We start from the raw sequence: 11805 nt of genomic DNA, 5'->3' as shown, positions 1-11805 counted from the left end.
CCGCGAGCGGTTATTCGCCCTACGGAGCGGGGACGCTGTCCGGCGTTTCCGGGGTGTGCAGGGCGAATAACGCCATGGGCGTTATCCGCCGATGTCACGGATGAGCGGCGGATGACCGCGAGCGGTTATTCGCCCTACGGAGCTGGGGCGCAGTCCGGCGTTTCCGGGGTGTGCAGGGCGGCGAACCCGCCCCGCCAGGCGGGGCGATGCCGCGACTCAGTCGCGCAACAGCTCCGCAGGCACCTCGCTGCGCAACATCAACTGGCACTGCTGGCTCTCCGGGTCGAACAGGATCACCGCCTCGCCCCGCCGCAAGGCATGCCGGGCGCGTTCTACACGCACGTCCAGCGGGGTCTCGTCGCCATTGTCGGTGCCTTCGCGGGTGACGAAGTCTTCCAGCAGGTTGTTCAGGGTGTCGGCTTCGAGCAGGTCGTGGGGGATCAGCATTGGCGGTACTCCGGTATGGCGGCGAATGCTAGCGCGACGCATCGCGCACTGTCATGCCTGTCGCGAAGGCTGGCCGAGCAGGCGTTCGAGGGTGGCATAGAGTTCCGCCCGGTCCACCGGCTTGCCGAGGTAGGCGTCCATGCCGGCCTCGATTCCGGCCCGGCGGTGTTCGTCGAGGATGTGCGCGGTCAGGGCAACGATCGGTACGCGCGGCCAGCCCTGGGCACGCTCCTCCCGGCGGATCAGGCGGGTCGCCTCGAAGCCGTCCATTTCCGGCATCTCGCCATCCATCAGGATCAACTGGATGCCGTTCGGATCGCGCAGGTACTCGTCCAGCGCGAGCCGTCCGTTGCCGGCCAGGCGCACCGCGTAGCCGCGCTTGGCGAGGAAGCCGCGCACCACCAGCTGGTTCACCGGGTTGTCCTCGGCGACCAGGATGCATGGGGCGTCCGGGCGTTCGTCCGGGGCCGCCTCGCTGCTCCGCCCTGGCTGTCGGCGCCGCTCCCGGTACAGTTCCAGCAGGGCTTCGCGCAGGGCCTTCACCGCCACCGGCTGGGCCAGGGCCAGCAGGCGCAGGCCTTCGTGCGGCGGCAGGTCCTGGCAGTGCTGCGGCGGGCATAGCAGGAGGATGCGCTGGCCTTGCTCCAGTTGCGCATAGAGGGTGTCCAGCCAGATCGACGGCGGCCCCGGCCAGGGCGCCGCCAGGACCAGCAGGGGCGGTGCGCTGAAGTCCTCCAGGTAGGCGTTCAGCCGTCTCGGCTGCAGGCAGCGTTCGACCCGCAGCCCCCAACGCTCCAGCAATGCCTGCAGGCAGTCCAGGGTCAGGTTGTCCTCGCTGGCCAGCAGGGCCGGGCGGTGTTGCAGCAGTTGCGCCAGTTCGTCCGCTTCGCCGGCGTCGAGGGCGGGGCTGAGCGGCAGGTCGACGCTGAACTGGGTGCCCTTGCCCGGCTCGCTGCTCACCTCGATGCGCCCGCCCATCATCTGCACCAGTTCACGGCTGATCGCCAGGCCCAGGCCGCTGCCGCCGTAGCGGCGGGTGGTGCTGGAGTCGGCCTGGGAGAAGGATTCGAACAGGGTCTTCTGCGCCTGGGCGGATATCCCGATGCCGCTGTCGCTGACGCTGTACAGCAGGCGCTCGCGTCCGCCCTCGTCGAAGCGCCGCTGCACGCGCACGGCGACATGGCCTTCGGCGGTGAACTTGAGGGCGTTGCTGAGCAGGTTCATCAGTACCTGGCGCAACCGTGTCGGGTCGCCGTTGAGGCGGCGCGGCACGCCCCTGTCCAGGCCGAGATGCAGGCGCAGGCGTTTTTCCACGGCCTGGGCGCTGAACAGCGCCAGGGTGTCGGAGAGCAGTTCCTCCAGGTCGAAGTCGATGCGCTCCAGGTGCAGCTTGCCGGACTCGATGCGAGCGTAGTCGAGGATATCGTTGATCACCGACATCAGCGCGCTGCCGGAGCTGGCGATGGTCTCCACGTAGGCCGCCTGGCCGCGATCCAGCGGGGTGTCGCGGAGCAGTTGCAGCATGCCCAGCACGCCGTTCAGCGGGGTGCGGATCTCATGGCTCATCTTCGCCAGGAAGCGGCTCTTCGCCTCGTTCTCCACCCGCGCCTGCTCGGCCGCCTGGCGCGAGCGGAAGCCTTCCTCCTTGAGCGCATTGATGCGGTCGGCGAGGCCGATGGACAGGGTCACCAGTTCCACGGTCATGCCGATCTTGACCACGCTGCTGCCGAACAGGCCGAACAGTTCGAAGCCCAGCGAGGCGGCGGTGGTGACCAGGAACGACAGCAGCAGCGCGCCCCAGGCCAGGATGTAGTAGAGGCCGTAGCGCAGGCCCTGGCGCCAGACGTGGACGCCGGCCAGCAGCAGGCTGAGGGAGACCAGCATCACCGTCAGGCTGGCGAGGACGTTCCAGGCGCGCAGCCCCACCAGCGGCTCGCTGGCCAACAGGACCACGCAGGCCAGCAGCAGGCCGCGGAGGAAGCGGTCGAGGCGCGGGAAGTCGCGGCGGGTGTAGAGGTAGCCGCGGCTGAACTGGATCGACACCAGGCAGCTCAGGTACATCAGCAGGTAGATGCCGGCCGACTCCAGCGCCACGTGTCCGGGCAGCAGCTTGAACAGCAGGCCGTCGAAGCTGGCGGAAAACAGGCCGAGGCTGAGGTTGTACAGCAGGTACCAGGCGTAGGTGGCCTCGCGCAGCGAGACGAAGAGGAACAGGTTGTAGCAGAACAACCCGAACAGCACCCCGTAGAAGGCCCCGTTGAAGCCCATCAGGGTTTCCTGGCTGGCCGCGCTGGCCGCGTAGGTGCTGAAGTACAGCGGCACGTAGACGGTGCTGGTGCTCTGCACGCGCAGCAGCAGGGTGCTCTCGCCGGGCGGCAGTCGCAGCGGGAACCAGAAGTTGCGCACCTGCACCGGGCGCTGGGAGAAGGCGAACAGGTCGCCGCTCTCCTGCTGTTCGATGCGCCCATCGGCGGTCAGCAGGTAGACCTTGAGGTCGTCCAGCAGCGGGTAGTTGATCTCCAGGAAACCGGCCAGGTCGGTGCCGTTGCGGTTGTCCAGGCGCACCCTGAACCACCAGGCTGCGGCGTTCTTGCCGAAGTTCGCGTGGTCGCCGCGCAGGGCGGCGAAGGCCTGCGCCGGCAAGGCGAGGATGTCGCCCAGGCGCGCCTTGCCGCCGGCGTCGCGGTAGTACTCGGCGTACTCGCCCAGGGACAGGCGCAGGTCCTCTCCGTCCAGCGGTGCGGGCGGCTGCGCCCGGGCCGGCAGCGCGCAGCAGAGCAACAGCAGGACCAGGCAGAGTCGAGACATGCAACTACTCCATGGACACGAGTCGGCACGCATGATGCTACGGAGGAAACGAGACAGGCGAGGGAACCTGCCATCAGCCTAGCAGTTGGCTGGAGAGGAGGGCGGCCTCCCCGGGGGCGGGGAGGCCGGCGCGGGCTCAGCCCTTGTCGCTGTTGTTGCTGCTGTCGAGCACTTCGTCCACCGGCGGGACGTGGGTGCAGCTTTCCATGTGCACCGGATGCTCGAGCTGCTTGTTGAAGCGTTCCAGCGAGGTTTCCCGGGGCTTGGCGTCGCTGGCGAAGACCGGCGGGCTGAGGATGTAGGCAGTGAGCAGGCGGCTCAGCGCGGCGAGGCTGTCGATGTGCGTGCGCTCGTAGCCGTGGGTGGCGTCGCAGCCGAACGCCAGCAGCGCGGCGCGGGTGTCGTGGCCGGCGGCGATCGCCGACTGCGCGTCGCTGTGGTAGTAGCGGAACAGGTCGCGGCGCAGGGCGATGTCGTGGCGCTCGCCGAGCCGCAGCAGGTGCCGCGACAGATGGAAGTCGTAGGGCCCGCCGGAGTCCTGCATGGCCACGCTGACGCTGTGCTCGTTGGAATTCTGGCCTTCGGCCACCGGGGCGATGTCGATGCCGACGAACTCGCTGACGTCCCAGGGCAGGGCGCCGGCGGCGCCGGAGCCGACTTCCTCGGTGATGGTGAACAGCGGGTGGCAGTCGATCGGCGGCTCCTGGCCGCTTTCCTTGACCGCCTTCAGCGCCGCCAGCAGCGCCGCGACCCCGGCCTTGTCGTCTAGGTGGCGGGCGCTGATATGGCCGCTCTCGGTGAACTCCGGCAGCGGATCGAAGGCCACGTAGTCACCCACCGAGATGCCCAGGCTCTCGCTGTCGGCGCGACTGGCGGTATAGGCGTCGAGACGCAGCTCGATGTTGTCCCAACTGATCTTCAGGTTGTCCACCTCGGTATTGAAGGCGTGGCCCGAAGCCAGCAGCGGCAGCACGCTGCCACGGAACACGCCCTGTTCGGTGAACACCGTGACCCGGCTACCCTCGGCGAAGCGGCTCGACCAGCAGCCTACCGGGGCCAGGCCGAGGCGGCCGTTGGGCTTGATCTCGCGGACCAGCGCGCCGATCGTGTCGAGGTGCGCGGAAACCGCCCGGTCGGGGGTATTCAGGCGGCCCTGGAGGGTCGCCCGGATGGTTCCCCGGCGAGTCATCTCGAAGGGCACGCCAAGTTCGTCGAGCTGCTCGGCGACATAGCGCACGATGGTATCGGTGAAGCCGGTGGGGCTGGGGATGGCGAGCATCTCCAGCAGCACCCGTTGCAGGTAGTTGAGGTCCGGTTGTGGCAGAGGGGTCATGAAGGCACCTCGCGGCTGAGGGGGAAGAGAAGATCGACGAAGCGTTCGGCGGTCGGCTGCGGCTCGTGGTTGGCCAGGCCGGCGCGCTCGTTGGCTTCGATGATCACGTAGTCGGGCTGGTCGGCGGCCTCGACCAGGAAGTCCAGGCCCACCACCGGTATTTCCAGGGCCCGCGCGGCCTGGATCGCGGCCTCGCGGAGGGCCGGATGGAGGGCGTCGGTGACGTCCTCGAGGATGCCGCCGGTGTGCAGGTTGGCGGTGCGCCGCACGGCCAGGTGTTCGCCGCTGGGCAACACGTCGTCGTAGCCATAGCCGGCGGCCCGCAGGGTGCGCTCGGTCTCGTGGTCGAGCGGGATGCGGCTTTCCCCGCCGGTGGCGGCCTGGCGCCGGCGGCTCTGCGCCTCGATCAGCTCGCGGATGCTGTGCCGGCCGTCGCCGATCACCGCGGCGGGACGACGGATGGCGGCGGCCACCACCTCGTAGCCAATCACCAGCACGCGCAGGTCGTGGCCGGCGTGGTAGCTCTCCAGCAGCACGCGCGAATCGAAATGGCGGGCGGCCTCGATGGCCTCCTCGACCTCTTCCGCGGTGCGCAGGTCCACCGCCACGCCCTGGCCCTGCTCGCCGTCCACCGGCTTGACCACCAGCGAACCGTGCTCGGCGAGGAACGCGGCGTTTTCCTCCGCGCTGCCGGCCAGGCGCTGCTGTGGCTGGCGCAGGCCGGCGTGCTGCAGGGCGCGGTGGGTGAGGACCTTGTCCTGGCAGAGGGTCATGCTTACCGCCGTGGTCAGGTCGGAGAGCGATTCACGGCAGCGGATCTGCCGGCCGCCCTGGGTCAGGGTGAACAGGCCGCCCTCGGCGTCGTCGACGCGCACCTCGATGCCGCGCCGGTGGGCTTCGTCGACGATGATCCGGGCGTAGGGGTTGAGGTCTTCCTCCGGGCCGGGGCCGAGGAACAGCGACTGGTTGATGCCGTTCTTGCGCTTGATGGTGAAGGTCGCCAGTTCGCGGAAGCCGAGCTTGCGGTAGAGCGCCTTGGCCTGCTGGTTGTTGTGCAGCACCGAGAGGTCGAGGTAAGCCAGTTCGCGGCTCATGAAGTGCTCGACCAGGTGCCGTACCAGCGCCTCGCCGACGCCCGGCCGGCTGCATTGCGGGTCCACCGCCAGGCACCAGAGGCTGGAGCCGCCCTCCGGATCCTGGAACGCCTTGGCGTGGTTGAGGCCCATCACCGTGCCTACCGCGACGCCAGTGTCGGCGTCCTCGGCCAGCCAGTAGATCGGCCCGCCCTGGTGGCGCGGGCTGAGGCGCTCGGTCTGCACCGGAAGCATGCCGCGCGCCAGGTACAGGCGGTTGATCGCCGCCCAGTCCTCCTCGGTATGCACCCGGCGGATGCGGAAACCGCGTGGCGGACGGCGCGCCGGGCGGTAGTCGGTGAACCACAGGCGCAGGGTATCCGAGGGATCGAGGAAGAGCTGCTGCGGGGCGTGGGCCAGGACCTGCTGCGGCGCCGCCACGTAGAGCGCGATGTCGCGTTCGCCGGGGGCTTCCTGCAACAGGTCGCGGGCCAGTTCCTCGGCGTCCGGGTAGGTCTGCCCGATCAGCAGGCGGCCCCAGCCGCAGTGGATGCTCAGCGGTTTCTCGGTGGGCTCGCTGTGATCTTCGGCGAGACGCGCCTGGAGGCGTTCGTAGGTGGGCGCCTGGATACGTTGCAGGCGCTGGTTGTGCGGGTGAGGCAGATGCAAGTGGCCTTTCATGATCGCTCCTGGTTCGGGCCCCTGCGTTGGGGGCCCATTTTCAAAGTCCCTGTTCGCTGAGCCAGAGGTTGAGGGCGGCCAGCTGCCACAGCTTGGAGCCGCGCAGCGGTGTGAGGTCGCCGTCCGGATCGCTCAGCAGGCGATCGAATATCGCCGGCTGGAACAGGCCGCGGTCCTGGCTCGGGTCGAGCAGCAGTTCGCGTACCCATTCGCGGGTGCGGCCCTGCAAGTGCTTGAGGCCGGGCACCGGGAAGTAGCCCTTGGGCCGGTCGATGACTTCGCTGGGAATCACCTTGCGCGCGGCACCCTTGAGCACCTGCTTGCCGCCGTCGCCGAGCTTGAAGCGGGCGGGAATGCGCGCCGACAGCTCGGCCAGGCGGTAGTCGAGGAACGGCACGCGGGCTTCCAGGCCCCAGGCCATGGTCATGTTGTCGACCCGCTTGACCGGGTCGTCGACCAGCATGATCGTGCTATCCAGGCGCAGCGCCTTATCCACCGCGGCCTCGGCGCCGGGGCTGGCGAAGTGGTCGCGGACGAAGCGCCCGGCGACGTCCTCGACGCGGAAGCGCTCGCCGACGGTGGCCAGGTATTCCTCGTGGTCGCGGTCGAAGAACGCCGCGCGGTACGCGGCGAAGGCGTCGTCGGCGCCATCCACCTTCGGATACCAGTGGTAGCCGGCGAACAGCTCGTCGGCGCCCTGGCCGCTCTGCACCACCTTGCAGTGCTTCGAGACTTCCCGCGCGAGCAGGTAGAAGGCGATGCAGTCGTGGCTGACCATCGGCTCGCTCATGGCGCGGAAGGCCGCCGGCAACTGCTCGATCACTTCGTGCTCGCCGATGCGCAGGCGATGGTGGCGGGTGTGATAGCGCTCGGCGATCAGGTCGGAATACTGGAACTCGTCGCCGCGCTCGCCGCCGGCATCCTCGAAGCCGATGGAGAAGGTCAGCAGGTTGTCCACCCCGGCTTCGTGCAGCAGGCCCACCAGCAGGCTCGAATCGACCCCGCCGGAGAGCAGCACGCCGACCTCGCGGGCGGCGCGCTGGCGGATCGCCACCGCTTCGCGGAGGCCGTCGAGGACGCGCTCCTGCCAGTCGTCGAGCGTCAGCTCGCGCTCGTCCGGGCGTGGGCCGTAGTCCAGCGTCCACCAGGTGCGCTGCTCGCAGCTGCCGTCGAGGTCGACGCTCATCCAGGTCGCCGGCGGCAGCTTCTTCACGCCCTCCAGCAAGGTGTGCGGGGCGGGAACCACGGCGTGGAAGTTGAGGTAGAAATTCAGCGCCTGCGGATCGAGGTCGCTGGCGATGTCGCCGCCCTTGAGCAGGGCCGGCAGGCTCGAGGCGAAGCGCAGGCGCGAGCGGTCGAGGCTGTAGTAGAGCGGCTTGATGCCGAGGCGGTCACGGGCCAGGAACAGCCGCTGGCGATCACGCTCCCAGACGGCGAAGGCGAACATCCCATTGAGCCGGGGCAATAAATCGGCGCCCCAGGCATGGTACCCCTTCAAGAGAACTTCGGTGTCGCCGCCGGAGAAGAACCGATAGCCAAGGCTTTCCAGTTCGCCACGCAGTTCGGGGTAGTTGTAGATGGCGCCATTGAACACCATGGCCAGGCCGAGATCGGGATCGATCATCGGTTGGCCGGAAGCTTCCGCCAGGTCCATGATCTTCAGCCGTCGATGTCCGAGGGCGATCGGACCCTGGGCGTGGAAGCCCCAGGCGTCGGGGCCGCGAGGGGCCAGGTGGTGGGTGATGCGTTCGACCGCTGCGAGGTCGGCTGCCTGGTTGTCGAAACGAAACTCTCCTGATATGCCGCACATATTCCTTACCGGTTCTCCGTTGGGGAAGTGGGTTGCGTACCCCTTCCGGGTACATGACTTACCTAACAGAGGACCGTTACAGTTGGAAGGAGTTCTATACGAATTTTCCGGGCCTATCAGGACCCTTAACGAAGAATTTATTATGGTTGAAAGTAATAAGACCGCTGCCGATACCTATTCGCTCGCTATTTTCCGCGCCATCCGCCGTCTCCAGCAGGCCGCCGAAATCCACTCCAAGCGTCTCAGCCGATACGGTGGCCTGACCCCGCTGCAATTGCTGATCCTGCATGTCCTGGCGGTGGAGGGAGAACTGACCGCGACGCAACTGGCCAAGCTGGTCAGCCTGTCCCAGGCATCGCTCTCCGGCGTGCTCGACCGCCTCGAAGGACGCGGCCTGCTCTATCGTCGGCGCGACGAACAGGACCGGCGCAAGTCCTGGCTGCACCTCGACCCGGCCGGCCACGAAGCCCTGGCGGAGGCGCCGCCGCTATTGCCGGAGTACGTGATCGAGCGCTTCGCCGCGTTGCCCGAGTGGGAGCGCCACGGCCTGCTGGCCGCGCTGCTGCGCGCGGCCGACCTGTTCGGCTTGCCGGAAGAGGACGTCGAAGAAGAGTGAGGGCGCCAGGTTCGCTACGAAAGACAGTCGCGTCGGCGGTCTTTACCTGGCGAACCTGCCGATGCCTGGTGGACAAGCGCGTTGTACGCCATGGCGTGACCTTCGCGTAGGGCGCATAACGCCGCTTCCCCGGTGCCCCGGCCGCCGAGGAAAGCTACCCGCCGTAGAGCTTCTGCGCCGCCAGGGAGAAGCTCACCGCCACCAGCATCAGCGCGAACAGGCGTTGCAGGGTCGGGCCGCCGAGGCGCTGCGCCAGCAGGTTGCCGCCGAGCACGCCGACCGCGCCGCCGGCGGCGAGGCCGCCGAGCAGCGGCAGCGGCGGGTGGGCGCCGGTCAGGTAGATCAGGAAGCCGCCGCCGGAGACCAGCGCGATCACCGCCATCGAGGTGGCGGTGGCGGCCATCATCGACAGCGGGGTGAACCAGAGTAGCCCCGGCACCACCAGGAAGCCGCCGCCCACGCCCATCAATCCCGACAGCAAGCCGACCGCCAGGCCGATGCCGAGCAGCGGCAGGCTCCGTGCCTGGTCGCTGGCCTCGCGTTTCATCCCGGCGCCGCGCCACATGCGCCAGGCCGACCAGAGCACCAGCAGGCAGAAGGCGACGATCAGCACGCCTTCCGGGACGAAGCGGCCGAGCCATTGGCCGACGGCGTTGCTCGGCAGGCCGGCCAGCGCCAGGACCAGCACCGGCCGCCAGGCCACCTGGCCCTGGCGCGCGCGCGGAATGGCGCCAATCAGCGCCGACAGGGCGACCGCGCCGAGGCTCACGCCGATGGCGTCGCGCAGCGGCAGGTGCAGGCTGAGCAGCAGGGGCAGGGCGACCAGCGAGCCGCCGGCGCCGGTGAGGCCGAGCAGCAGGCCGAGAACGGCGCCGATGCCCAGGGATTCGAAGAGCAGTACATCCATCGTCGATCAACTATTTCCGCGGGTGAGCCAGCCGGTGGTCCGGTATGGCCTGCGCGTGCGGCAGGCCCGAAGGGTAGCGCAAATCGGTGCGCCCGGGGCTTCAGCCGCGCTGCCCGCGCACCAGGTCGCGCAGCAGGAAGCGGTTCGGGTGGCAGGCCTCGGCCACCGCGCGCGGCAGCGGCAGCGGCTCGCCGCAGATCCACGCCGCCAGCAGTTCGCCGGACAGCGGCGCGCTGATCAGCCCGCGCGAGCCGTGGCCGCTGTTCAGGTACAGGCCTGGCAGCCAGGGGCAGGCACGCTCCGGCACCTGGCGGGCGTCGCGGGCGAGCACCGCGTAGACCTCGTCGAAGGCCGCGCGCTCGGCCAGCGGGCCTACCAGGGGCAGGTAGTCGGGGCTGGTGCAGCGGAATGCCGCGCGGCCTTCCAGGCGCTCCAGCGGCAGGTCGTCGGCGCCCAGGCGCTGCAACAGATCGGGGGATATTTCCCGCAGCAGTTCGAGGTTGCCCTGGTGTTCGGCGAGGGTCGGCGCCAGGTCTTCGCTCTTGAAGTCGAAGCTGGCGCCGAGGGTGTGTTCGTCGCCACGCGGCGGTGCGACGTAGCCCTCGGCGCAGACCACGGTGCGCAGCGCCCGGCTTTGCGGGGTGGCCGGCAGGCGGGTGACCTGCCCGCGAATGCGCTTCAGCGGCAGCTCGGCGGCGGGCGGGAAGTCGCGGATGTCGGCGGCGGTGGCGAGGATCGCGAGTGGCGCGCGGGCCAGGCATTCGTCGCCGGCGTAGGCGCACCAGTCGTCGCCCTCGCGGCGCAAGCGTACTGCCCGGCCGCTCAGCAGGGTGATCCCGGGGGTGGCGGCCAGGGCCTGGCACAGCGCGGGCGGATGGACCCAGCCGGCTTCGGGATAGAACAGGCCGCCGGCGGGCAGGGCGACGCCGGCGAGGCGCTCGGCCTGCTCGCGCTCCAGGCCGTGCAGCAGGTCGGCGGGGAAGGCTGCGGCCAGTTGCGCCTGGCGTTGCGCTTCCTTGGCGTCGAAGGCCAGTTGCAGTACGCCGCAGGCGTCCCAGTCGTGGCCGCGCCGCAGGCGTTCGAGCAGCCGGCGGGTATGGCCGAAGCCGCTGAGCACCAGGCGCGACAGCGGCGTGCCGTGGGCCGAGAGTTTCAGGTAGAGCACGCCCTGGGGGTTGCCCGAGGCTTCCCGGGCGAGGCCGGGATGGCGTTCGATCAGGGTCACCTGCCAGCCGCGCGCGGCGAGGCTGGCGGCGCTGGCGCAGCCGGCCAGGCCGCCGCCGACCACCAGTGCCGCGCGGCGCCCGGCGTGGGGCGCGGGGCGTGCGTACCAGGGCTTGCCGGCGTTCGCCGGCGGCCCCTGGTAGGTGCCGCTGAGCATCTCGCGCTTCTGTCCGTAGCCCGGTACCCGTTGCATGGCGAAACCGGCCTCGACCAGCCCGCGGCGGACGAAACCGGCGCTGGTGAAGGTGCCCAGGGTCGCCTGCGGCGCCGACAGTCGCGCCAGTTCGGCGAACAGTACGGGCGACCACATGTCCGGGTTCTTCGCCGGGGCGAAGCCATCGAGGAACCAGGCGTCGACCCGCGCGTCGAGCTGCGGCAGGCACTCCAGGGCATCGCCCAGCAGTAGGGTCAGGCCGACCCTTCCGCCCGCGAACGCCAGGCGCTGGAAGCCCGGGTGCACGGCAAGGTACTGGCCCAGCAGGGCCTCGCTCCAGGGCGCCAGTTCCGGCCATAGCGCCAGGGCGCGGCGCAGGTCGGCGGCGGCGAGGGGGAATTTCTCCACGCTGACGAACTCCAGGCGCGCGCCGGCCGGCGCGACCCGCTCGAACAGCTGCCAGGCGCAGAGGAAGTTCAGTCCGGTGCCGAAGCCGGTCTCGCCAATGCACAGCACCTCGCCGTCGCCCAGCGCGGCGAAGCGCTCGGCCAGGCGGTTGGTGGCGAGGAACACATGGCGCGTCTCGTTGAGCCCGGAATGCCGGGAAAAATATACGTCGCCGAAGGCGCGGGATAGCGGCTGGCCGTTTTCGTCCCAGTCGAGCTGGGCATGCTGGAAGTCGGACATGGGAGAACCTGAAAAAGCGGATGGCGCATTTTACGGGGCTTTGCCGGCCAGCGGCGAGGCGCTGC

8 protein-coding genes are annotated in these 11805 nt (G+C 69.5%); 1 reads left to right on the top strand and 7 read right to left on the bottom strand.

Annotated features, from left to right (window positions below; translation table 11 throughout):
* Positions 1-216: 216 nt before the first annotated feature.
* The 5 genes from HMPREF3014_RS01910 to HMPREF3014_RS01890 all read right to left on the bottom strand — a co-directional run bounded on the left by HMPREF3014_RS01910 (position 217) and on the right by HMPREF3014_RS01890 (position 8152).
* A complete protein-coding gene (locus HMPREF3014_RS01910) occupies positions 217-447 on the bottom strand; it encodes a YheU family protein (RefSeq protein ID WP_003091959.1) in 231 nt (76 codons plus the stop codon).
* A gap of 51 nt (positions 448-498) precedes the next feature.
* Entirely contained in the window at positions 499-3255 is a 2757-nt protein-coding gene (locus HMPREF3014_RS01905) for a hybrid sensor histidine kinase/response regulator (RefSeq protein WP_003117536.1), read from the bottom strand.
* Between the two features lie 136 nt (positions 3256-3391).
* The gene (locus HMPREF3014_RS01900; protein ID WP_003111432.1) at positions 3392-4588 is read right to left on the bottom strand and encodes an osmoprotectant NAGGN system M42 family peptidase; all 1197 of its coding nucleotides are present in this window, start codon (positions 4586-4588) and stop codon (positions 3392-3394) included.
* Positions 4585-6342: an N-acetylglutaminylglutamine synthetase gene (gene ngg / locus HMPREF3014_RS01895; protein ID WP_003111433.1), complete on the bottom strand. Its 1758-nt coding sequence runs from the start codon at positions 6340-6342 to the stop codon at positions 4585-4587. The genes HMPREF3014_RS01900 and ngg overlap by 4 nt, the downstream gene beginning before the upstream one ends.
* 40 nt (positions 6343-6382) lie before the next feature.
* The gene (locus HMPREF3014_RS01890; RefSeq protein ID WP_003106635.1) at positions 6383-8152 is read right to left on the bottom strand and encodes an N-acetylglutaminylglutamine amidotransferase; all 1770 of its coding nucleotides are present in this window, start codon (positions 8150-8152) and stop codon (positions 6383-6385) included.
* Positions 8153-8294: 142 nt separating this feature from the next.
* On the opposite strand from HMPREF3014_RS01890, the gene HMPREF3014_RS01885 reads away from it, so the two are divergent.
* Complete coding sequence (locus HMPREF3014_RS01885) at positions 8295-8768, top strand: MarR family winged helix-turn-helix transcriptional regulator (protein ID WP_003091943.1); 474 nt, start codon at positions 8295-8297, stop codon at positions 8766-8768.
* A 154-nt stretch (positions 8769-8922) separates the two neighbouring features.
* Here the strand turns inward: HMPREF3014_RS01885 and HMPREF3014_RS01880 are convergent, their stop codons facing one another.
* Positions 8923-9675, bottom strand: a complete 753-nt coding sequence (locus HMPREF3014_RS01880) for a sulfite exporter TauE/SafE family protein (RefSeq protein WP_003117537.1) — start codon at positions 9673-9675, stop codon at positions 8923-8925.
* 100 nt (positions 9676-9775) lie between these two features.
* The gene (mnmC, locus tag HMPREF3014_RS01875; RefSeq protein ID WP_003117538.1) at positions 9776-11740 is read right to left on the bottom strand and encodes a bifunctional tRNA (5-methylaminomethyl-2-thiouridine)(34)-methyltransferase MnmC2/FAD-dependent 5-carboxymethylaminomethyl-2-thiouridine(34) oxidoreductase MnmC1; all 1965 of its coding nucleotides are present in this window, start codon (positions 11738-11740) and stop codon (positions 9776-9778) included.
* Positions 11741-11805: the final 65 nt, after the last annotated feature.

This window comes from Pseudomonas sp. HMSC065H01 (genome assembly GCF_001815235.1).
Classification (GTDB): Bacteria; Pseudomonadota; Gammaproteobacteria; order Pseudomonadales; family Pseudomonadaceae; genus Pseudomonas; species Pseudomonas aeruginosa.
Note: the sequence above shows the minus strand (reverse complement) of the source record. Positions and strands in the feature narration are given on the sequence as shown.

Bases quoted from the DNA above. Each gene is read 5' to 3' on its own strand.
- HMPREF3014_RS01905 (WP_003117536.1), bottom strand. From the start codon at position 3,255: ATGTCTCGACTCTGCCTGGTCCTGCTGTTGCTCTGCTGCGCGCTGCCG.
- HMPREF3014_RS01880 (WP_003117537.1), bottom strand. From the start codon at position 9,675: ATGGATGTACTGCTCTTCGAATCCCTGGGCATCGGCGCCGTTCTCGGC.
- mnmC (WP_003117538.1), bottom strand. From the start codon at position 11,740: ATGTCCGACTTCCAGCATGCCCAGCTCGACTGGGACGAAAACGGCCAG.
- HMPREF3014_RS01900 (WP_003111432.1), bottom strand. From the start codon at position 4,588: ATGACCCCTCTGCCACAACCGGACCTCAACTACCTGCAACGGGTGCTG.
- HMPREF3014_RS01890 (WP_003106635.1), bottom strand. From the start codon at position 8,152: ATGTGCGGCATATCAGGAGAGTTTCGTTTCGACAACCAGGCAGCCGAC.
- HMPREF3014_RS01910 (WP_003091959.1), bottom strand. From the start codon at position 447: ATGCTGATCCCCCACGACCTGCTCGAAGCCGACACCCTGAACAACCTG.
- HMPREF3014_RS01885 (WP_003091943.1), top strand. From the start codon at position 8,295: ATGGTTGAAAGTAATAAGACCGCTGCCGATACCTATTCGCTCGCTATT.
- ngg (WP_003111433.1), bottom strand. From the start codon at position 6,342: ATGAAAGGCCACTTGCATCTGCCTCACCCGCACAACCAGCGCCTGCAA.